Consider the following 21338-nt stretch of genomic DNA (forward strand, 5'->3'; position numbering starts at 1 on the left):
TCAGTTGCGCAATTTATGTTGCGCAATATTTCTTTCGTATCTAGGGTCATGCCATGACCGACGAACAGACCCGCCGCATCACGGACCTCGGCACCCTCAAGGCGCTCGCCCACCCGCTGCGCTCGCAGCTGTACCGCGCCCTGGTCGTCGCCCGCACCGCGACCGCGTCGCAGCTGGCCGAGCAGGTCGACGGGGCTGTCTCGCTGGTCAGCTACCACCTGCGCAAGCTCGCGGACGCCGGGCTCATCGAAGAGGCGCCCGGGACGCAGCGGGACGGCCGCGAGCGCTGGTGGCAGCCCGCGTCCGACGGCGTCAGCATCCACGAGGCGGACTTCGGCGACGCCCCCGAGAAGGCCGCGGCGCACCAGGCGGCCACCCGGCTCTTCTACGAACAGCGCAGCGAGCTCTACCGCCGCTACCTCGACGAGCGCTCCACCTGGGCCCCCGAGTGGCGCGCCGCGTCCTCGGACTCCGAAGCCCTGATGCCTCTGACGGCGGCCGAACTGACCGAGCTGACAGGCGAGTTGCTCGCCGTCATCAGGAAGTACGACGAGCAGGGCCGCGCCGCACAGGCCGCGGGTGACACCGAAGGGCGCGAGAGCGTCGCGCTGCACATGTACGGCTTCCCGTTCCGCGCCTGAGAGGACCACCTCCCATGACCGTGACCGCGCCCCGCACCGGCACCCCCGCCCCCGAGAAGCCCGCCCACCGCGACGGCAACGTGCTGCGCTGGCTCGGCGCCTACGGCGCCTCGATGATCGGCGACAACATCTACTACGTCGCCCTGTCCTGGGCGGCCGTCCAGTCGGGCAGCCCCTCGCAGGCCGGGCTCGTCATGGCGGTGAGCGCGGCACCCCGGGCCCTGCTGATGCTCGGCGGGGGAGTGATCGCCGACCGGCTCGGGCCGCGCCGCATCGTCATAGCCGGCGACGCCGTGCGCAGCGCCGCGGTCCTCGGCGTCGCCGGGCTCTTCCTCGCGACCCGACCGGGCCTGTGGCCGCTCACCTTCCTCGGCCTGGTCTTCGGCATCGTCGACGCCCTCTTCCTGCCGGCCGTCGGCGCGCTGCCCGCCCGCGTCACCGGACGCGACCAGCTCGCCCGGGTCCAGGGCATGCGCGGACTCGCGGTCCGCCTCGCCAACGTCGTGGGTGCGCCCCTGGGCGGTCTCGGCGTCGCACTCGGCGGCCCCGCGGCGGCGTTCGGCGCGGCCGGACTGCTGTTCGCGATCTCGCTGCCGCTCCTGATGTCCCTGCGCATCCGGGACCTGCCCGACGACAACGGCAAGAGCGGCGCCCCGGCGAGGAACGCACTCGCGGACGGCCTGCGCTACATCCGCCGCCACAGCGTCCTCGCCCCGCTGGTCGTCGTCATCGCCCTCAGCGACCTCGGCTTCGTCGGCCCCCTGAACGTCGGCCTGACCCTCCTCGCCGACCAGCGCGGCTGGGGCGCCTCAGGGATGGGCTCGGTGCTCGCCGGGTTCGGCGTCGGCGCGGGCGCGGCCTCGCTGCTCCTCGCCGTCCGCGGCCGGGTGCCGCGCGCGGGTCTCGTTCTCGCCGCGGCCATGGGAGGCGGCTCCGTCGCCATCGGCGCGCTCGCCTTCGTACCGCACCTCGCCGCCGCGGTCGCCGTCGCGCTGGTCATCGGGCTGCTCGCCGGTCTCAGCGGCGCCCTGTGCGGAGCGCTCACGCAGACCCACGCGGACCCGGCCTACATCGGCCGGGTCACCGCCGTCACGAGCCTGTCCAGCCTCGGCCTCGTCCCGCTCACCATGCCGCTGACCGGCGCGGCCGTCGGTGTGTGGGGCACCGGACCCGTCTTCGTGGCCAGCGCCGCGATCTGCGCCCTCGCCGGCGTCTACGGCCTGTGCCGCACGCCGCTGCGCCGCGCCGAACTCCCGGCCTGAACCCGCATCAGATCCCGAGCTGCTTCGCCTCGTGCAGCTTCCCGATCGCGTCCTTCTCGCCTTCCGTCTCCACCCGCGCCGCGTCCTGCCGGCCGAACGCGAACATCAGCAGCTCGGCGGGCTCACCGGTCACCGTCACCACCGGCGCGCCCTTGTGCGCCACCACCGTCCGGCCGTCCGGGCGGCGCAGGACCAGGCCGACCGGCGACTTGCGGCCGACCACGCGGGCCATCCGCTCGAGGCGCGACCACAGCACGTCCGCGAAGACCGCATCGAGCTCGCGCGGCGTCCAGTCCGGCTGCGCGCGGCGAACGTCCTCCGTGTGGACGTAGAACTCGACCGCGTTCGACGCCTCGTCGATCTGCTTGAGGGAGAACGGCGAGAAGCGCGGCGGACCCGTCCTGATCAGCTGGATCAGCTCGCCGTAGGGCTTCTCGGCGAATTCGGCCTGCACGCGCTCCAGACGCTGCGCCAGCTGCTTGATCAGGATCCCGCCCGCGGCGTCCGCGCGGCGCTCGCGCACCACCACATGGGCCGCGAGATCACGGGCGTTCCAGCCCTCGCACAGGGTCGGGGCGTCGGGGCCCGCCGCCTCCAACAGGTCGGCGAGGAGGAGTCGTTCACGCTTCGCATGGGTCGACATACGGCCAGCCTACGACCGCCCGACCGGTCCGCCCAGTGGACGCCCGCCAGAAAGGGCACGCGGGGCGCGGCACAATGGTCCCCATGACCAGCACGCCCCCGCCCAGCAGCCTCGACCCCGCCGTCGCCGCCCGCCTCAAGCGCAGCGCCGACGGCCTGGTCCCCGCGATCGCCCAGCAGTACGACACCGGCGAGGTGCTCATGCTCGGCTGGATGGACGACGAGGCGCTGCACCGCACGCTGACGACGGGCCGCTGCACGTACTGGTCCCGCAGCCGCCAGGAGTACTGGGTCAAGGGCGACACCTCCGGTCACTTCCAGCACGTGAAATCGGTCGCCCTCGACTGCGACGCGGACACCCTCCTGGTGAAGGTCGACCAGGTCGGCGCGGCCTGCCACACCGGCGACCGCACCTGCTTCGACGCGGGCGAGCTGACGGTGACCGGCACCGGCGCCTGAGACCACCGCCGCGTCGCCCGTTCCACGGACCGGGCGGCGCACCGGACCTGTCCGGACACGCCCTAAGCTCTTCCTATGGATCTCGAGACCTTCCGCAAGCTCGCGACCGACCGCCGAGTGATCCCCGTCAGCCGCAAGCTCCTCGCGGACGGCGACACCCCCGTCGGTCTGTACCGCAAGCTGGCCGGTGAACGCCCCGGCACGTTCCTCCTGGAATCCGCGGAGAACGGCCGCTCGTGGTCCCGCTACTCCTTCGTCGGCGTCCGCTCGGCCGGCACCCTCACCACCCGCGACGGCGAGGCGCACTGGCTCGGCACCCCGCCCGTGGGCGTCCCCACCCACGGCGACCCGCTCGCCGCGTTGCGCGCCACCGTCGAGACCCTCCACACCCCCCGCTACGAGGGCCTGCCCCCGTTCACCGGCGGCATGGTCGGCTACCTCGGCTACGACATCGTGCGCCGCCTGGAGAAGATCGGCCCCGGGGAGCGCGACGACCTGAAGCTCCCCGAGCTGACGATGCTGCTCACCAGTGACCTCGCCGTCCTCGACCACTGGGACGGCTCGGTCCTGCTGATCGCCAACGCGATCAACCACAACGACCTCGACACCGGCGTCGACGAGGCCTACGCGGACGCCGTGGCCCGCCTCGACGCGATGGAGGCCGACCTCTCCCGGCCCGTCGTCCAGGCCCCCGCCGCGCTCCCGCCCTCCGAGCTGCCGGAGTTCACCGCTCTGTGGGGCGGCACGGACTACCAGGAGGCCGTCGAGGACATCAAGGAGCGCATCCGGGCGGGCGAGGCCTTCCAGGTCGTGCCCTCGCAGCGCTTCGAGACGCCGTGCACGGCCAGCGCGCTCGACGTCTACCGGGTCCTGCGCGCCACCAACCCGTCGCCGTACATGTACCTGTTCCGCTTCGACGGGTTCGACGTGGTCGGCTCGTCGCCGGAGGCCCTCGTCAAGGTCGAGGACGGGCGCGCCATGGTGCACCCCATCGCCGGGACCAGGCATCGCGGCGACACCCCCCAGGAGGACCAGGCGCTCGCCGACGAGCTCCTCGCCGACCCCAAGGAGCGCGCCGAGCACCTGATGCTCGTCGACCTCGGCCGCAACGACCTCGGCCGCGTCTGCGAACCGGGCTCCGTCGAGGTCGTCGACTTCATGTCCGTCGAGCGCTACTCGCACGTCATGCACATCGTGTCGACCGTCACCGGCCGGGTCGCCCCGGGCACCACCGCCTTCGACGTCCTCACCGCCTGCTTCCCCGCGGGCACCCTCTCGGGCGCGCCCAAGCCGCGCGCGATGCAGATCATCGACGAGCTCGAACCCTCCCGGCGCGGTCTGTACGGCGGATGTGTCGGATATCTCGACTTCGCCGGGGACTCCGACACGGCCATCGCCATCCGCACCGCGCTCCTGCGCGACAACACCGCATATGTGCAGGCCGGAGCGGGTATCGTCGCCGACTCCGATCCCGTCGCCGAAGACACCGAGTGCCGCAACAAGGCGGCGGCGGTGCTGCGCGCCGTGCACACGGCCAACCGGATGCACGACGCCTGACGACGTGGGGGATAGTGGTGAGGTGACTTCCGCAGTGCCATCCCCCCGAACCGAAGCCGGGACCGCCTCCCCGGAGACGGCCGCCGCGCGCAACGGCCGCCGCAGCCTCGCCGCCGCGCTCCTGTTCGGCGCCGTCGGCGCGGCGGTGGCCCTGCTCTCCTCGCGGCAGGAGTGGGCCTCCGGGTCCGCGACCGTGCCCGGCGGCAGCTTTCCGCTCGCCGCCAAGGGCAGTGACGTCACCGGAGTGCCCGCGGCCCTCGCCATAGTGGGGCTCGCGGCCCTCGTCGCCGTCTTCGCGGTCCGCCGCGCCGGGCGCACGCTCGTCGCCGGGCTCCTCGCGCTCAGCGGCGCGGGCGCCGTCGTCGCCGCCGTCCTCGGCGCCGGCGACAGCGCGGCCCTCGACGAGAAGGCCGCCGAGGTCTCCGGCAACACCGCCGCCACCATCGGCTCCCTCGGCCACACCGTATGGCCGTACGTCGGTGCCGCGGGCGGCGCCCTCATCCTCCTGGCCGGCCTGCTCGCCCTGCGCTACGGCCGCTCCTGGCCGTCGATGGGCGGCCGCTACGAGCGTGACGGCACCCCGCGGCCCCGCAAGGCGGCCCGGCCCGTCGACCCGGAGCGCCCCGAGGAGCTGTGGAAGGCCCTCGACCGGGGCGAGGACCCCACACACGAGGCATAGCGGGGCCCGGACCCCGAGTGCCGCCCATGCCCGCGAGTGCGGGACAATGAGGAAGAGCGTCCGGCTCACCACCCCAGCGCGGTGCCACGCGCGGGGCACGGGGCCACGCATCAGCCACGCATTGAGCAACGAGGAGCAACCATGGCGGACAGCAGCCACGGACACACCCCGGCCGCCTGGACCGGTGTCATCATCGCCTTCATCGGTTTCTGCGTCGCGGGCGCCTTCATGGTGATGGGCGACCCCGTCGGCTTCTGGGCGGGCATGGCCCTGCTCGCCATCGCCGCGGTCGTCGGCGGCGCCATGAGCGCCGCGGGTCTCGGCAAGCCGAAGCCGCAGTCGCTGCCGGCCGTCTCGCCCGAGGTCGTCGCCGCGGAGGCCTGAGCCTCACCCACGTCGTGAGAGGCGGCCCGGCACCAGGTGCCGGGCCGCCTCTCACGCTTTCCGCGCGCTGCGCGCCGACGGGCGGACCCGGCGGGCCCGTTGCACAATTCACGGGTGAACGCCGAAACGGACACTTCCGCGGCCACCCTGACCAGCGGCGCCGCCGGTTCGCTGCGGCGGCTGGCCGTCCCCGCCGGTGTCCTCGCCGCGGTCGGTGTGGGCTTCGCGTACGTCGGGTCCGTCGACCCGAACGAGCCGGGCCACTACCCCGCCTGCCCGCTGCTCCACTACACGGGGATCTACTGCCCCGGCTGCGGCGGTCTGCGCAGCGCCCACGCGCTCGTCCACGGCGACCTCACGGCCGCTCTGGGGGACAACGCGCTCGCCGTGGCGGGTTACGCCCTCTTCGCCGTCCTGTGGGTCGTATGGGCCGTACGGGTGGCACGGGGACTGCCCGTACGGATCGATCTCGGACGCCCCCACCTGTGGGCCGTGGGCGCCGTGGTCCTTGTCTTCGCGGTTGTCCGGAACCTGCCTGCAGGTGGCTGGCTCCATCCTTGATCAACAGTATTTGTCCAGGTAGTGGGACCGGCGTCAACCGGATGCGGAGCCTTCGCCCTCCTCCGGATATCATCGCTGTGACCAGTGGATTGCTCTTCGGGCAATCAGCTTCCACCGCTCCACCGTCAGGAAGGGGGCCGCTCGCGTGAGTGTGCTCGACGAGATCATCGACGGAGTCCGTGCCGACCTCGCGGAGCGGCAGGCGCACGTCAGCCTCGACGAGCTCAAGGAGCGCGCGGCCAAGGCACGCGCCGCCAAGGACGGGGTGGCCGCCCTGCGTGGCGACGGCGTCAAGGTGATCTGCGAGGTCAAGCGTTCCAGCCCGTCCAAGGGCGCGCTCGCCGCGATCGCCGACCCGGCCGCCCTCGCCGCCGACTACGAGGCGGGCGGCGCCGCCGTCATCTCCGTACTGACCGAGCAGCGCCGGTTCGGCGGTTCGCTCGCCGACCTGGAGGCCGTGCGCGCCAAGGTCGACATCCCGATCCTGCGCAAGGACTTCATCGTCACCTCGTACCAGCTGTGGGAGGCCAGGGCGTACGGCGCCGACCTCGCGCTGCTGATCGTGGCCGCCCTGGACCAGCCCGCCCTCGAGTCACTCATCGAGCGCGCGGAGTCCATCGGGCTCACGCCGATCGTCGAGGTGCACGACGAGGACGAGGTCGAGCGCGCCGTGGACGCGGGCGCCCGCATCATCGGCGTGAACGCGCGCAACCTCAAGACGCTCAAGGTCGACCGCGACACGTTCCAGCAGGTCGCCCCGGAGATCCCCGACCACATCGTCAAGATCGCCGAGTCGGGTGTGCGAGGCCCGCACGACCTCATCGCGTACGCCAACGCGGGTGCCGACGCCGTCCTCGTGGGCGAGTCCCTGGTGACCGGCCGCGACCCGCGCACCGCGGTCTCCGACCTGGTCGCCGCGGGCGCCCACCCCGCCCTGCGCCACGGCAGGAGCTGACCTCCCCGATGGCCATCGCCGCCCGCCTCGCACCCGGCTGCCGCCCCCGCGGCTGCCGGGCGCCGGCGCGGCGTGTGCACGGGCGCCGGGTGCGTTACGTCATCGGTGACGAGCCGGGTCAGGTCAACGGGATGCGATGGTGCTGCGCCCCATAAGGGGCGCGGGGAACGGCGCGGGCGGCCACATGCGGCCCGCTGCCGGCATGTAACCCTGCCCCCACGGCGCGTCGTGTCCACACCGCTCACACCATGAGGTTTCGCATGCCCAGTAACTTCTTCATTCCCGACCCCGAGGGTCAGGTCCCCACCAGCGAGGGGTACTTCGGCGCCTTCGGCGGCAAGTTCATCCCGGAGGCGCTCGTCGCCGCCGTCGACGAGGTCGCCGTCGAGTACGACAAGGCCAAGAACGACCCGGCCTTCGCCGCCGAGCTCGACGACCTGCTCGTCAACTACACGGGACGGCCCAGCTCCCTCACCGAGGTGCCCCGGTTCGCCGAGCACGCCGGTGGCGTCCGGATGTTCCTCAAGCGCGAGGACCTCAACCACACCGGCTCGCACAAGATCAACAATGTGCTCGGCCAGGCGCTCCTCACCAAGCGCATGGGCAAGACCCGCGTCATCGCCGAGACCGGCGCCGGCCAGCACGGCGTGGCCACCGCCACCGCCTGCGCCCTCTTCGGCCTCGAGTGCACCATCTACATGGGCGAGATCGACACCGAGCGCCAGGCGCTCAACGTGGCGCGCATGCGGATGCTCGGCGCCGAGGTCGTCGCCGTGAAGTCCGGCAGCCGCACCCTCAAGGACGCCATCAACGAGGCGTTCCGCGACTGGGTCGCCAACGTCGACCGCACGCACTACCTCTTCGGGACCGTCGCGGGACCCCACCCCTTCCCGGCGATGGTCCGCGACTTCCACCGCGTCATCGGCGTCGAGGCCCGCCGCCAGATCCTGGAGCGCGCCGGACGCCTGCCCGACGCGGCCGTGGCCTGCGTCGGCGGCGGCTCGAACGCCATCGGCCTCTTCCACGCCTTCATCCCCGACGCCGGCGTGCGCCTCATCGGCTGTGAGCCGGCCGGCCACGGCCTCGAGACCGGCGAGCACGCCGCGACGCTGACCGCGGGCGAGCCCGGCATCCTGCACGGCTCACGGTCGTACGTCCTCCAGGACGACGAGGGCCAGATCACCGAGCCGTACTCGATCTCGGCGGGCCTCGACTACCCGGGCATCGGCCCCGAGCACGCCTTCCTCAAGGACAGCGGCCGCGGCGAGTACCGTGCGGTCACCGACGACGCCGCCATGCAGGCCCTGCGCCTGCTGTCGCGCACCGAGGGCATCATCCCGGCCATCGAGAGCGCCCACGCCCTCGCCGGAGCCATCGAGGTCGGCAAGGAGCTCGGCAAGGACGGGCTGATGATCGTCAACCTGTCCGGGCGCGGCGACAAGGACATGGACACGGCCGCCCGCTACTTCGGCCTGTACGACACCGACGCCGCCGTCGCGGCGGACGCGGCCGGGACCGGCGCGGAGATCCAGGGAGACGCCAAGTGAGCGGCAACATCCAGCTGTTGAACGACACCCTCGCCGCCGCGCGTGCCGAGGGCCGCTCCGCCCTCATCGCCTACCTCCCGGCCGGGTTCCCGACCGTGGACGGCGGCATCGAGGCGATCAAGGCCGTCTTCGACGGCGGCGCCGACGTCGTGGAGGTCGGGCTGCCGCACAGCGACCCCGTCCTCGACGGCCCCGTCATCCAGACCGCGGACGACATCGCGCTGCGCGGCGGCGTCCGGATCGCCGACGTCATGCGCACGGTCCGTGAGGCCCACGCGGCGACCGGCAAGCCGGTCCTCGTCATGACGTACTGGAACCCCATCGACCGCTACGGCATCGAGCGGTTCACCGCCGAGCTCGCGGAGGCGGGCGGCGCGGGCTGCATCCTGCCCGACCTGCCCGTCCAGGAGTCGGCGACCTGGAGGGAGCACGCGGACAAGCACGGCCTCGGGACCGTCTTCGTCGTCGCCCCGAGCAGCAAGGACGAGCGCCTCGCGACGATCACCGCCGCGGGCTCCGGCTTCGTGTACGCCGCCTCCCTGATGGGCGTCACCGGCACCCGCGAGTCCGTCGGCAATCAGGCCCAGGACCTCGTGCGCCGCACCAAGGCCACCACCGACCTGCCGGTCTGCGTCGGCCTCGGCGTCTCGAACGCGAAGCAGGCGGCCGAGGTCGCCGGGTTCGCCGACGGGGTCATCGTCGGCTCGGCGTTCGTGAAGCTGATGCTCGACGCGGACGACGAGGCCGCCGGCCTCGCCGCCGTGCGGGCTCTCGCGGCGGACCTCGCGGACGGGGTGCGCGTCAAGGCGTGACCCATGACGTCGTCACCCATCGCGTTGTAACCCGTATGGGTGGACCTGGGACCGGGGAGGCACGCTCGTGCCTCCCCGGTTCGTTTGGCGGGTGTGAGCGAGAAGAACCGTGAGGGAAAGCGCACCGCCCGTGACCGGCTGGCGGAGGAGCGCGAGAAGCAGAGAGCCAAGGACAGGCGCCGCAGGGGCGTGATCGTGGGGGGCGCCGTCGTGGGCGTCCTCGCGCTGGCCGCCGTGATCGGTGTGATCGCGGCGAATTCCGGTGACGACAAGAGTGACGCCTCGGGCGCCGTCGTCGCCCCGCAGGGTGCGGTCGGCAAGGACAGCCTCGCGATCCCGGTCGGCAAGGACAGTGCGAAGTCGACACTCACGGTGTGGGAGGACTTCCGCTGCCCCGCGTGCAAGGCCTTCGAGGACGCCTACCGCACGACGATCCACGAGCTGACCGACTCCGGACAGCTCAAGGTCGAGTACCACCTGGCCACGCTCATCGACAAGAACATGGGCGGCAGCGGCTCCCTGCGCGCGGCGAACGCGGCGGCGTGTGCCCAGAACGCCGGGAAGTTCACCCCGTTCCACGACGTCCTCTACGAGAACCAGCCCCCGGAGACCGACGACGCCTTCGCCGACAACGGCAAGCTGATCGAGCTGGCCGGCAAGGTCGGCGGCCTCGTGACGCCGGACTTCAGGAAGTGTGTCGACGGCGGCAGCCACGACAGCTGGGTCAAGAAGTCGAACCAGGCGTTCCAGGACGGCGGCTTCCAGGGCACGCCGACGGTGCTCCTGAACGGGAAGAACGTGTTCGGTGACCAGGCCAATCCGCTGACCCCCGCGAAGCTGAAGCAGATGGTGCAGGCGGCCGACAAGTCGTAGGAGCGGACGCAGACGCGAGGGTCTCGTTATGGACCCGTAGCCGGGCTGGTTGCCGCCGCCACGGCCCGGCACGGTAGCGTCGACATTGCCATGACTCTTGCCTTCATCCCCAGCCCGGCTCACGGAGTGGTCCATCTCGGACCCATTCCGCTGCGGGCCTACGCGTTCTGCATCATCATCGGCGTCTTCGTGGCCGTCTGGCTCGGCAACAAGCGCTGGATCGCCCGCGGCGGGCGATCCGGCACCGTTGCCGACATCGCGGTCTGGGCCGTGCCGTTCGGCCTCGTCGGCGGCCGGCTCTACCACGTGATCACGGACTACGAGCTGTACTTCAGCGAGGGCCGTGACTGGGTGGACGCCTTCAAGATCTGGGAGGGCGGCCTCGGGATCTGGGGCGCCATCGCGCTCGGCGCGGTGGGCGCGTGGATCGGATGCCGCAGGCGCGGCATCCCGCTCCCCGCCTACGCCGACGCCATCGCGCCGGCCATCGCCATCGCCCAGGCCATCGGCCGCTGGGGCAACTGGTTCAACCAGGAGCTGTACGGCAAACCCACCGACCTGCCGTGGGCCCTGAAGATCACGTCGTCGGCGGACGGGCGCGTGCCGGGCACGTACCACCCGACCTTCCTGTACGAGTCCCTGTGGTGCATCGGCGTCGCGCTGCTCGTGATCTGGGCGGACCGCCGTTTCAGGCTCGGCCACGGGCGGGCCTTCGCGCTCTACGTCGCCGCGTACTGCGTGGGCCGCTTCTGGATCGAGTACATGCGCGTCGACGACGCCCACCACATCCTCGGCCTGCGGCTCAACGACTGGACCGCGATGGGCGTCTTCCTGCTCGCGGTGATCTACATCGTGATCTCGGCGAAGATCCGCCCCGGCCGCGAAGCGATCGTGGAGCCGGGCGCCGGTGACGAGGACACGGACACGGCCAAGGCCGAGGGAGACGACGCCGTTCCCCGGGACGAGGCTGAGGTCAAGGCGGAGGACGAGGCAGCACGTGACGATGCCGAGTCCACCGAGGCGGCCGAGGACGAGGCCGCCGGTAAGGACGAGGCCAACGGTGAGGCAGGGGCCACGAAGGCCGGAAAGAGCTAGCTGAGCCTCACCACCCATACGTCGACGGGGGCGCCGGATCGATTCGATCCGGCGCCCCCGTCGCGCTGTCCCGGTCAGCCCCCGCGACGGCGTGACGCCAGCGCAAGGACCCGGCGCGCGTCCGACACGATCGCCGCGTCGACGAAGCGGCCGTCGGGCAGTGCCAGGGCCCCCGCCTCCGTGGCGGCGGCGCCGACGACCTCCGTCGCCGCGTCGACCTCCGCCGCCGTCGGCAGGAACGCGGCCTCGATGACGGGGAGCTGGCGGGGGTGGATCGCCATGCGGCCGAAGAAGCCGAGTGCCCGGCCGTGCGAACAGGAGCGGGCCAGGCCCACCGTGTCGCGGACGTCCGGGTAGACGGACTGTGGCGGCGGGGGCAGCGCCGCGGCGCGCGCGGCGACGATCGCCCGCCCGCGTGGCCACGCCAGACCCTCGCCGTTCGTCACGCCGAGCTCCGCCCGCAGATCCGCCTCGCCCAGCGCGATGCCCCGTACGCCGGGATGCCGCGCGATCTCGTACGCGTGCTCGACGCCGAGCGCCGACTCCAGGAGGGCGTACAGGGGCGGCACCTCGACCGACCAGTCCGAGACACGGTCCAGGTCGGCGGGGCCGTGGACCTTGGGGAGGCGCAGGGCGCCGAGGCCCGGGAGCGGGGTGAGCCGTCTGACCTCGGACTCGGCGCGCGGCGGGTCCAGCGCGTTGACCCTCACATGCACCGGCACCGGGTGCTTCTCGGCGAGCAGCTCGGCGGTCGCGTCGAGGGCGTACGTCTTGCGGTCGGGTGCGACCGCGTCCTCCAGGTCGATCAGGACCACGTCGGCGCCCGAGTCGAGTGCCTTCACCACGACCTCCGGCCGGTCGCCCGGGGCATAGAGCCAGGTCAGGAACGTCTCGTAGGACTGGGCGGTCACAGCGCGCCCGCTTCGCGGAGGGTGGTGATCTCCGAGGGGGAAAGACCGAGGCCCGTGAGGATCTCGTCCGTGTCGGCGCCGTGGGGGCGGCCGGCCCACTTGATCGCGCCGGGGGTCTCGGAGAGGCGGAACAGCACGTTCTGCATCCTGACCGTGCCCAGCTCGGGGTCGGGCACCTCGGTGATCGAGCCGAGCGCCTGGTACTGCTCGTCCTCCATCACGTCGCGGATGTCGAACACGGGGGCGATGGCGGCCTCCGCCTTCTCGAAGGCCGCGAGGACGTCGTCCCGCGAGTGCCGCGCGATCCAGGAGCCGACCGCGGCGTCGAGTTCGTCGGCGTGGCCCGCGCGGCCCGACCCCGTCTCGAACCACGGCTCGTCGATCAGCTCGGGGCGGCCGACCAGGCGCATCACGCGCTCGGCGATCGACTGGGCGGACGTGGAGACCGCCACCCACTTGTCGTCGCTCGTGCGGTAGGTGTTGCGCGGGGCGTTGTTCGTGGACCGGTTCCCGGTGCGCGGCTGTACGTAGCCGAGCTGGTCGTACCAGATGGGCTGCGGGCCCAGGACCGTCAGCATCGGCTCGATGATCGCCATGTCGACGACCTGGCCCCGCCCCGTCCGCTCGCGGCCCTGGAGCGCGGCCATCACCGCGTACGACGTGGAGAGGGCGGCGATCGAGTCCGCGAGGCCGAAGGGCGGGAGTGTCGGGGGGCCATCGGGCTCGCCCGTGAGCGCCGCGAAGCCGCTCATCGCCTCGGCGAGCGTGCCGAATCCGGGGCGCCGCGAGTACGGCCCGAACTGGCCGAAGGCGGTGACGCGGGTGAGTACCAGGCGCGGGTTGGCGGCGTTCAGCTCCTCCCAGCCGAGGTTCCACTTCTCCAGGGTGCCGGGACGGAAGTTCTCGATCAGTACGTCCGCGTCCGCGACCAGCTTGAGGAGGATCTCGCGCCCGCCCGGTGTGGAGAGATCGAGCGTGATGTTCCGCTTGTTGCGGCCGAGGAGCTTCCACCACAGGCCGACGCCGTCCTTCGACGGGCCGTGGCCTCGGGACGGGTCCGGTTTACGGGGATGCTCGACCTTGATCACGTCGGCGCCGAAGTCGCCCAGCATGGTCGCGGCGAGCGGGCCGGCGAAGAGGGTGGCCAGGTCGAGGACGCGCAGGCCCTGCAGGGGGGCGGGGTGTTGGGAGGTGGGGGCGTTCGGTGTGGGTGTGGGTGTGTCGGGCGTGGGGGTGGCGGTGTGCTGGTCGTGATCGGAATTCATGTGCGGGCCTCCTGAGTGAGCCTGGCCAGTTCGTCGAAGCCGATCCCGTCGAAGTCGGCGACCGAGGTCGCCAGACGGTTCTTGAGCGGGGTGGTCCAGCGGTCGTCGATCGCGTCGGGGGAGCCGGCGAGGAGGCCGGCGATCGAACCGGCCGTCGCGCCGTTCGAGTCGGTGTCCCAGCCACCCGACACCGCACGGCAGATGGACCCCGTGAAGTCACCGTCGGCGTGGGTGAGCGCGGCGGCGAGGAGCGCCGCGTTGGGCAGGACGTGCACCCAGTGGTGGTCGTGGGCGTAGCGGGCGTGGAGCGTGTCGACCACGCACGCGAAGCCGGCCGGGGTGCCGGTGGGTTCGGCGCGGGCCGTCTCGATGCCGAAGCGGATGGCCTGGGCGTAGCGCGAGCCGGGTGGGATCACGGAGAGGCCGGCGTTGAGGGTGGTGTGGATGGTGGGTGGAGTGGGGGCGGCGTGGACGGTGGGGGTGGCGCGGGGTGGTGTCGCGGTGTGGGGCGTGGTGGCGGTTGGTGCTGCTGCGTGGGTTGCCGTGGTGGCGGTTGGTGCTGCGTGGGCGATGGCCGCCGCTACGAACATCTCTCCGTAGACGCCGTTCGCCGTGTGCGTCAACGTCGCGTCCGCGTGGGCCAGTTCGGCCGCCCGGGCAGGGTCGCCGGGGTTCGTCCAGCCGAAGACGTCCGCCCGGATCTGGGCGCCGATCCACTCCCGGAACGGGTTGTGATGCACGGCCGTGTGCGGGGGCTCGATGCCGTCCAGGAGATTGCGGTATGCGATGCGCTCCGCGGTGAACGTGCGGCCCGCCGGCAACTCGTCGAGCCACAGCTGGGCCACGTCCGCCGTGGTGAAAGCGGCGCCGTGGCGCCGGAGCAGGAGCAGGCCGAGGAGCGGGTAGTTGAGGTCGTCGTCCTCCGGCATGCCGTCGATGTTCTCGGCGAGGGAGGTGGAGCGGGAGCGGCGGTTCCAGGGGTAGCGCTCCGCCACGTCCTGCGGGAGGTTCCGGTGCGTGAACCAGGTGCTCAGGGGCCAGTTGGACGTGGACTTCGCGATGGCCCGGATGCCGTGCAGGGGGAGTTTCTCCACGGGTTTGCCCAGGAGGCAGCCGACCGCTCTGCCCAGCCACGATGCGTGCAGGCTCTTCGTCCCGGTGGTCTCTGCGGGCGCCGCCCCCAGGCCCCCGCGTTCCCTGTCCTCACGCGCCGGACGGGCTGGTCGGGGGGTGAGCCGCTTGATTTCCGGGAGGGAGGTCGGTTCAAGTGCCCTCAGGGGGCTCTGTGTTGAGGCCAGTTCGTCCAGGAGCGTGTTGGCCAGTGCTCGTAGCCTCGGGTCCTGGGGTGGCGGTGACGCTCCCGCGCGCTCGGGGGGCGGGAGGCCGCCCGCCTCGCGCCAGCGGCGCTCCACCCCGCTCGCGTCCCGGCCGTCCTGCGCCGCCTGGCGCAGCTCGTGGCCGAGCAGGTCCTCGGGCTGGACCCAGGTGAGGCGCAGCATCACGACCCCGCGGTCGCGGTGAGTTCCGCGAACGCCGCCTCGTGGGACCGGCGGCGGGTCAGGTCCTTGGCGAAGACCTCGCGCGCGACCCGGGCCAGTGAGGCCGCCGGTGTGTGCAGGTCGAGTCTGCTCGCGCGGGCCACCTCCCCGCTCCACTCCTGCGGCACCGCCGACTCCCCGTACAGCGCACCTACGATCGCGCCGCTCATCGTCGCGATCGAGTCGCAGTCGCGGCCGTAGTTGACGGAACCGAGGACCGTCTGCCGGAAGTCGCCTTGGCCGACCAGGAGCATCCCGAGCGCGATCGGCAGCTCCTCGATCGCGTGCAGCCGGGACGGGCGGCGCGCCCCGAGCGACGGCTTGCGGTACTCCGGACCGACCGTGTCGAACGGCGTGACCGCCTCCCGCAGCGGTCCCAGCGCGTCCTCGAAGTCCGTGTGGTCACGCGCCACTTCGCATACCGCCTCGATCGCCGACCTCGTGCCGTCCTTCGCGAGAGCCAGCGCCTCCTCGACCACCGACTCCGGCGTCGCATCCGGCCTGAACGCCGCGGCGACCGCGGCCGCGAAGACGCCGGCCGCCTCCCTGCCGTACGACGACTGGTGCGCGCCCGCGACGTCCAGCGCCTCCTCGTACGCCCTGCCGGGGTTGCCCGCGTTCACCGCTCCGACCGGAGCCATGTACATCGCCGCGCCGCAGTTGACGATGTTGCCCACGCCCGCCTCGCGCGGGTCCACATGGCCGTAGTGGATGCGCGCCACGATCCACTTCTCGGCCAGGAAGATCCGCTGGAGGGGGAGTGCCTCCGCCTCCAGCTCCGGGATCCAGCGGGTGTTGGTGATCAGGTCGGGGACGAGGTGGTCTGCGACCGCGTACGCGTCCAGGTGGTCCCGTACGTTCTCGTAGACCCTGATCAGCGCGTGCGTCATCAAGGTGTCGTCGGTGACGTGACCGTCGCCCTTGTGGTACGGGGCGATGGGGCGCGCCGTACGCCAGTCGTCCTTGTGGAACGGCTCCACGATGCCGCGGACCCGGCCGCCGTGGCGCACCGCGATCGCCTCCGGAGTCCAGCCCTCCACCGGTCCGCCCAGCGCGTCGCCCACCGCGGCGCCCAGGAGGGCTCCGGTGGTGCGGTCCTCCAGGGAACGGGGGGCGGGGGTCGAGTTCGGGGGTGGGGTTCGCTTCGGGGTGGGTGCGGGGTTGGCCGTTGTGGGGGTGGTCATCAGGCGCCTTTCGGTGTGGTTGCTGCCCTGGTCAGGTCTGCTGCGATGTCCACGAGGTCCGTTCCTGCCAGGCGCGGCAGTGCGCAGCCCGCGAGCCTGCGGCAGGCGTCCCGCCAGCTCGCCGGGAGCGTGTCGGCTCCGCCGATCGCTCCGGTCAGCGCGCCCGCCAGTGCCGGGGCCGAGTCCGCCACCCGCGAGAGGCACGCCGCCGTGGGTACCGCCTCCGTCACGTCGCCGCCGGCCGCGGTCGCCACGGCCAGGGCCACCGGGACCGTTTCCGCCGCTGCGATGCCGTAGCTGTAGACGTGGTCGACGATCTCGTGCTCCAGAACCGGGACCAGCGCGAACGCGTTTCCCGGCAGGCCGGGGCGGGCCTCGGCCGCCCTTCGCGCCAGGTCCACCGCGTGCAGCGCGTTGCGGCGGATCTCGGTTCCCTCGGGGAGCTGGGCCAGCGCGGCGTCCACGCAGGCGTCCACCGGGGCGCCGCCCAGTGCTGTCGCCACGGCCGCCGCCATGGCTCTGGCGCCGTGCACTCCGTCGCCGTCCTGGGTGTACCGGGCGTCGAACTCCGCCAGCTCCGCGGCGGGTTCGGGGTCGCCCGGGTGGACCACGGCCAGTACGGCCGCGCGTACGCAGGCCGCGTCGTCGAAGTAGTGCGGGTTGTCGTGTCCTGTGGCCGGGGGGCTCAGGCCCGCCGCCAGGTTGCCCAGGCCCGCTCTTACGGAGATGCGTGCCCGCATCGGCATGCGCGCCGACTCGATCTCGTCCGCGCGGGCCGTTGCCTCGGCCACCTCGGCGGCGAGGGTGTTCCAGGCGAGCGTGAGTGCCTTGCGTACCTGACTGTCCAGGGGGAGGTCCGTGCTCTGGGCTCTCGCCTTGGTGGCGTTCAGGACCGAGGCCGCCGTGAACGCCGCCCATTCCGCGTCGTCCGACGGGCCCAGGCGCAGGGGTTCCGGGGGCTGGTTGAGCGCGATCGGCACGGGGAGCGTCGTCGTCGCGTTCTGCTCCGCGAACGTGTCCAGTTCTCGGGTCAGGCGGCGGGTCCAGTCGGGGAGGCGGGCCGCGCGGTGTCGGCCTGAGGGCCAGCCCGCGGCGTCGCCTGCGGCGATGCCGAGCAGGAGGCCCTCGATCCGGCGGGGGGTGGTGGGGGGTGCTGTGGCGCGGGGTTTCGTTTCGGGTGTGACCGTGGGGGGCGTCATGTTGTGCGGGCCTCTCCGGGGCGGGCTGGCGGGTGCGGGCCTGTTTTCGGCTTGTGGCTCGCGACCGTTGTGGGTGCGGGGCCGGGCCGGTATGTCCGTCCTCGCTTGGATGGTTCGGCGTTGCATTTCGTGCGCGTCAGTTGTGTGTGCCGGCTCCGGGCGGACATACCGGCCCGGCCCCTTCGGTTCGGTCGCGGGTGCGGCAGCGTGTCGGCTCCGGGTGGGCATACCGGCCCGGCCCCTTCCGTTCGGTCGCGGGTGCGGCTGGTTTGGGGCCGGGGTCCGTCGGGCCGGGGTCCGTCGGGCCGTGTACGTGGGTGGGTGGGTGCGGGGTGGTGGGTTGGCCGCTCTGTGTGGGCTGCGGGGGAGGTATTGGGGGTGGGCGTGTTGGGGGGTGGGAGTCACGGTGTGGCCCCCGCTGAGGGGGCGGGCGTGAGCGGTGGTTTGGGGGTCAAGGTGTTGGCGATGTCCAGGATGTGACGTCCCGTCATTGACGGGAGGCAGCTGCCTCGGACCGGGCCGATCGTCGTCGCCCAGTCGGCGGGGATCGTCCGTTCGCCGCGTAGTGCGCCGGCCAGGGCACCCGCCACCGCGGCCGTCGTGTCCGCGTCGCGGCCCATGTTCACCGCCATCAGGACCGACTCCCTGAAATCGCCCCGGGCCGCGGCGAACGCGCCGAAGGCAAGGCCCACCGCCTCGGGGGCCAGATCCGGCCAGGGGTAGCCGCCGATCACCACGGCCCGGCGTACCTCTCGTTCCATGGAGAGCTGGGTGCCGTCGGGATCGCGGCGGGCGCTGCGGGCCGCCGCCACCGCGCGGTGCAGCGAGCGTGCCGTCCAGGAGTCCTCGGGGATCGCGGACAGCGCTGCCTGGACCACCGTGTCCGGGTTGTGGCTCACCATCGCCGCCGCGACCCCGGCCGCCACCGCCCGGCCCCCGAGGATGCCCTCCCCGTCGTGCGACACCGAGCCGTCCACCGCCACGAGACGTGCCGCCTCCGCCGGGCGGCCCGCCGCGTACACCCCGAACGGGGCCGCCCGCATGGCGAGTCCGTCGCTCCACGCATGTCGGTGCTGCGCCGAGATGGGCGCCGCAAGGCCCCGGCGCAGGTTTTCCAGGGTTCCTCTCTCGCTGAAGCCCGCGCCCCGGAACGGGCCCTCGTCGCGGTCGGCGATCCATGTGTGCCAGGCCGCCTCGACATGTCCCACGGTGAGCGCCGAACCGTGGTCCGCGAGCAGCAGGCCCGAGAAGATCGCGTACTCGGTGTCGTCCGTGCCCGCCGGGTCCGGCGAGACGAACCCTTCGATACGGCCCCATCGTTCGCGGATCTGCGACGGCTTCATGTTCTCGGCGGGCGCGCCGAGCGCGTCGCCCACCGCGAGGCCGAGCAGGGCTCCCCGGGCACGGTCCCGCAGGGAGATCGCGGCCGGCGGCTGGCGGTGCGGGACCGTGCCGAGCCTTCGGGGACCTTCCGAGCCCGGCGACGGGTCGGGGTCGAGGCTGACGCTCATGGCGTGTTCGGGCTCTGCGAGGTGCGGTGGGCACTCATGTGGACCTCGTGTTCTCGGTCGGCAGTGCTGTGGATGCGCGGACCACCAGGCGCGGTGGGGCCGTGGCCGTGGTGCCGCGGGGGATCGGGGCCGTTCCGTCCAGGCGTTCCACCAGGAGTTCGGCCGCGCGCCGCCCGCGTTCTGTCGAGCCCAGGTCGACGCTGGTCAGCGGGGGCCACACGGATCGGGCGAGCACGCTGTCGTCCATCCCCGCGACCGCCACGTCCTGCGGTATGCGCAGGCCCCGCGCGTGCAGTGCGCGGGCCGCGCCGAGCGCCAGCTGGTCGTTGGCGCAGAACACGGCGTCGGGGCGCCGGCCGAGCAGTTCTCCGGCGGCCCGGGCGCCCGCCTCGATGCCGAAGCCGGTCTCGACGACCAGCGCGTCGTCGTACGCGAGTCCGCACTCGGCGAGAGCCGCGCGGTAGCCCTCCTCGCGGTTGCGGCCGGGGACCGTGTCGGAGGGGCCGTTGATGAACCCGATGCGGCGGCAGCCGGTGTCGTGCAGATGGCGTACGGCGAGGGCCGCGCCCGTCACCGAGTCGGCGCGGACACTGTCCACGGGCACCCCGGACGGCAGGGATCCCATGACCACGACGGGGCCCGCCGCGCAGGTCAGCGCGTCGATGTGGTCGTCGGTGATGCGGATGGGGCAGATGATCAGGCCGTCGCTGGTGCGGTCGCCGAGGCTGCGCAGGACGGCGAGTTCGTCGTCGACGACCGCGTCCGTGGAGTGCAGGAGCAGGCGGTAGCCCGCCGTTTTGGTGACGCCCTGGACGGCGCGGACCATCGCCACGTAGGCCGGGTTGCCGATGTCGGGCAGCGCGAAGGTGAGCTGCCGGGTCCTGCCGTCCTTGAGGGAGCGGGCCACGGCGTTGGGTACGTAGCCGAGTTCCGACGCGGCGCGCTCCACCCGCTCGACGGTCTCCCGCCGCGCGCCCAGGCCGTTGAGGACACGGGAGACCGAGGCGATGGAGACCCCGGCCTGCCGCGCGATCGACACGATCGTCGGCTGGCCGCCGCCCGGCACCGGAGACATGGGATCGCTCCTCACCGCAGTTGGAAACGTTTACAGGTGTTGCGGCGATGTTTCCCCCGTCCGTCAACGCTCAGATCATGTGATCCATCTCTCGGGTGACGGTGAGGGCCGTTCGAGTGGGTGGGCAAAGCGGTCGAAAGCCCTGGTAAGTACGGCCTTCCTTGCTGGCGGGGGGCCGAATCCGTGCGTACTTTCGACTCTGTTGAGGGGGGAGTCCGGGCCCGCGGGAACGCTGCGCGGCATGGGCTCCGTACGAGAGGAGCACTGGGCGAAATGGCCATCATCGAGACCGAGGCGACGCTGCATGACGCGCACCGCGACAACCACACGCACCGCGATGTCAACGGTGGCTGGCTGCGCCCCGCGGTGTTCGGCGCGATGGACGGACTCGTCTCGAACCTGGCCCTGATGACCGGTGTCGCGGGCGGCGCCGTGTCGCAGCAGACGATCATCATCACCGGGCTCTCCGGCCTTGCCGCCGGCGCCTTCTCCATGGCCGCCGGCGAGTACACCTCCGTCGCCTCCCAGCGCGAGCTGGTCGAGGCCGAACTTGACGTCGAGCGACGGGAGTTGAGGAAGCACCCGGCGGACGAGGAGCGGGAGCTCGCCGACCTCTACATGTCGCGTGGCGTGGAGCCCGACCTCGCCCGGGAAGTCGCGCGCCAGCTGTCGAAGGACCCCGAGCAGGCCCTCGAGATCCACGCGCGCGAGGAGCTGGGTATCGACCCCGGCGACCTGCCGTCGCCGACCGTCGCCGCCGTCTCCTCCTTCGGGTCCTTCGCGCTCGGCGCCCTGCTTCCGCTGCTGCCCTATCTGCTCGGTGCGAGCGCCCTGTGGCCCGCGGTCCTGCTCGCCCTCGTCGGTCTCTTCGCCTGTGGGGCGATCGTGGCCAAGGTGACGGCGCGGTCCTGGTGGTTCAGCGGGGTACGCCAGCTGGCTCTCGGTGGTGCCGCGGCGGGTGTGACGTATCTCCTGGGCAACCTGTTCGGTACAGCCGTAGGATGACGCCCCAGTGATGGCTATACGGATCTCTGTATAAGTAGCCGTTACTCGGCGGTTTCGATTGCTTTACGGCGGGGCATGAGCCGTAAGCGCTGCGGGCAAAGACGCCCGCCTCGCTCATGGACCCGCGGACATCGATCTGCCCGTGAAGGTCCCCCATTACGCCGCCGTTCCGTCACCGGGAGC

22 protein-coding genes are annotated in these 21338 nt (G+C 72.3%); 14 read left to right on the forward strand and 8 right to left on the reverse strand.

Features of this window, described 5'->3' with window-relative positions; translation table 11 throughout:
- Positions 1–53 precede the first annotated feature (53 nt).
- Positions 54–641, forward strand: coding sequence for an ArsR/SmtB family transcription factor (locus OG758_RS34260; protein ID WP_326713454.1), 588 nt, complete (start codon positions 54–56; stop codon positions 639–641).
- A 14-nt stretch (positions 642–655) separates the two neighbouring features.
- Positions 656–1903, forward strand: coding sequence for an MFS transporter (locus OG758_RS34265; RefSeq protein WP_326713455.1), 1248 nt, complete (start codon positions 656–658; stop codon positions 1901–1903).
- A gap of 7 nt (positions 1904–1910) precedes the next feature.
- Here the strand turns inward: OG758_RS34265 and OG758_RS34270 are convergent, their stop codons facing one another.
- A complete protein-coding gene (locus OG758_RS34270) occupies positions 1911–2546 on the reverse strand; it encodes a TIGR03085 family metal-binding protein (protein ID WP_326713456.1) in 636 nt (211 codons plus the stop codon).
- 83 nt (positions 2547–2629) lie between these two features.
- On the opposite strand from OG758_RS34270, the gene hisI reads away from it, so the two are divergent.
- The 11 genes from hisI to lgt all read left to right on the forward strand — a co-directional run bounded on the left by hisI (position 2630) and on the right by lgt (position 11467).
- On the forward strand, positions 2630–3004 hold the full coding sequence (gene hisI, locus OG758_RS34275; RefSeq protein ID WP_100592257.1) for a phosphoribosyl-AMP cyclohydrolase: 375 nt from the start codon (positions 2630–2632) through the stop codon (positions 3002–3004).
- A 75-nt stretch (positions 3005–3079) separates the two neighbouring features.
- Positions 3080–4561 carry an anthranilate synthase component I gene (locus OG758_RS34280; RefSeq protein ID WP_326713457.1) on the forward strand — a complete coding sequence of 494 codons (1482 nt, stop codon included), beginning with the start codon at positions 3080–3082 and terminating at the stop codon, positions 4559–4561.
- A gap of 22 nt (positions 4562–4583) precedes the next feature.
- Positions 4584–5240, forward strand: a complete 657-nt coding sequence (locus OG758_RS34285; RefSeq protein ID WP_116502609.1) for a TIGR02234 family membrane protein — start codon at positions 4584–4586, stop codon at positions 5238–5240.
- Positions 5241–5381: 141 nt separating this feature from the next.
- On the forward strand, positions 5382–5624 hold the full coding sequence (locus OG758_RS34290; RefSeq protein WP_326713458.1) for an HGxxPAAW family protein: 243 nt from the start codon (positions 5382–5384) through the stop codon (positions 5622–5624).
- A 114-nt stretch (positions 5625–5738) separates the two neighbouring features.
- Positions 5739–6185, forward strand: a complete 447-nt coding sequence (locus OG758_RS34295; RefSeq protein ID WP_326713459.1) for a DUF2752 domain-containing protein — start codon at positions 5739–5741, stop codon at positions 6183–6185.
- Positions 6186–6330: 145 nt separating this feature from the next.
- Complete coding sequence (trpC, locus tag OG758_RS34300) at positions 6331–7140, forward strand: indole-3-glycerol phosphate synthase TrpC (RefSeq protein ID WP_266565308.1); 810 nt, start codon at positions 6331–6333, stop codon at positions 7138–7140.
- Positions 7141–7148: 8 nt separating this feature from the next.
- Positions 7149–7295, forward strand: coding sequence for a tryptophan biosynthesis modulator TrpM (trpM, locus tag OG758_RS49140; RefSeq protein ID WP_368080809.1), 147 nt, complete (start codon positions 7149–7151; stop codon positions 7293–7295).
- Between the two features lie 105 nt (positions 7296–7400).
- Positions 7401–8687 carry a tryptophan synthase subunit beta gene (trpB, locus tag OG758_RS34305; protein ID WP_266565310.1) on the forward strand — a complete coding sequence of 429 codons (1287 nt, stop codon included), beginning with the start codon at positions 7401–7403 and terminating at the stop codon, positions 8685–8687.
- Complete coding sequence (gene trpA / locus OG758_RS34310) at positions 8684–9499, forward strand: tryptophan synthase subunit alpha (RefSeq protein ID WP_227294199.1); 816 nt, start codon at positions 8684–8686, stop codon at positions 9497–9499. Before trpB ends, trpA begins: the two co-directional genes overlap by 4 nt.
- A 93-nt stretch (positions 9500–9592) precedes the next feature.
- Positions 9593–10372: a DsbA family protein gene (locus tag OG758_RS34315; protein ID WP_326713460.1), complete on the forward strand. Its 780-nt coding sequence runs from the start codon at positions 9593–9595 to the stop codon at positions 10370–10372.
- A gap of 90 nt (positions 10373–10462) precedes the next feature.
- Positions 10463–11467 carry a prolipoprotein diacylglyceryl transferase gene (gene lgt, locus OG758_RS34320; protein ID WP_326713461.1) on the forward strand — a complete coding sequence of 335 codons (1005 nt, stop codon included), beginning with the start codon at positions 10463–10465 and terminating at the stop codon, positions 11465–11467.
- Between the two features lie 74 nt (positions 11468–11541).
- Here the strand turns inward: lgt and OG758_RS34325 are convergent, their stop codons facing one another.
- From OG758_RS34325 to OG758_RS34355, 7 genes are all read right to left on the reverse strand, one after another.
- Positions 11542–12378 carry an HpcH/HpaI aldolase/citrate lyase family protein gene (locus OG758_RS34325; RefSeq protein WP_326713462.1) on the reverse strand — a complete coding sequence of 279 codons (837 nt, stop codon included), beginning with the start codon at positions 12376–12378 and terminating at the stop codon, positions 11542–11544.
- Entirely contained in the window at positions 12375–13643 is a 1269-nt protein-coding gene (locus OG758_RS34330) for a CaiB/BaiF CoA transferase family protein (RefSeq protein ID WP_326713463.1), read from the reverse strand. The genes OG758_RS34325 and OG758_RS34330 overlap by 4 nt, the downstream gene beginning before the upstream one ends.
- The gene (locus OG758_RS34335; protein ID WP_326713464.1) at positions 13640–15142 is read right to left on the reverse strand and encodes an ADP-ribosylglycohydrolase family protein; all 1503 of its coding nucleotides are present in this window, start codon (positions 15140–15142) and stop codon (positions 13640–13642) included. Before OG758_RS34335 ends, OG758_RS34330 begins: the two co-directional genes overlap by 4 nt.
- On the reverse strand, positions 15142–16365 hold the full coding sequence (locus OG758_RS34340) for an ADP-ribosylglycohydrolase family protein (RefSeq protein WP_326713465.1): 1224 nt from the start codon (positions 16363–16365) through the stop codon (positions 15142–15144). Before OG758_RS34340 ends, OG758_RS34335 begins: the two co-directional genes overlap by 1 nt.
- A complete protein-coding gene (locus OG758_RS34345; protein WP_326713466.1) occupies positions 16365–17564 on the reverse strand; it encodes an ADP-ribosylglycohydrolase family protein in 1200 nt (399 codons plus the stop codon). The genes OG758_RS34340 and OG758_RS34345 overlap by 1 nt, the downstream gene beginning before the upstream one ends.
- A 401-nt stretch (positions 17565–17965) precedes the next feature.
- A complete protein-coding gene (locus OG758_RS34350) occupies positions 17966–19075 on the reverse strand; it encodes an ADP-ribosylglycohydrolase family protein (protein ID WP_326713467.1) in 1110 nt (369 codons plus the stop codon).
- A gap of 34 nt (positions 19076–19109) precedes the next feature.
- A complete protein-coding gene (locus tag OG758_RS34355; protein ID WP_326713468.1) occupies positions 19110–20150 on the reverse strand; it encodes a LacI family DNA-binding transcriptional regulator in 1041 nt (346 codons plus the stop codon).
- Positions 20151–20423: 273 nt separating this feature from the next.
- On the opposite strand from OG758_RS34355, the gene OG758_RS34360 reads away from it, so the two are divergent.
- Positions 20424–21155: a VIT1/CCC1 transporter family protein gene (locus OG758_RS34360; protein ID WP_326713469.1), complete on the forward strand. Its 732-nt coding sequence runs from the start codon at positions 20424–20426 to the stop codon at positions 21153–21155.
- The last annotated feature ends 183 nt before the right edge of the window (positions 21156–21338 follow it).

Origin of the sequence: Streptomyces sp. NBC_01474, from assembly GCF_035918215.1 — a bacterium.
In the GTDB taxonomy this organism is placed as follows: Bacteria; Actinomycetota; Actinomycetes; order Streptomycetales; family Streptomycetaceae; genus Streptomyces; species Streptomyces aureus.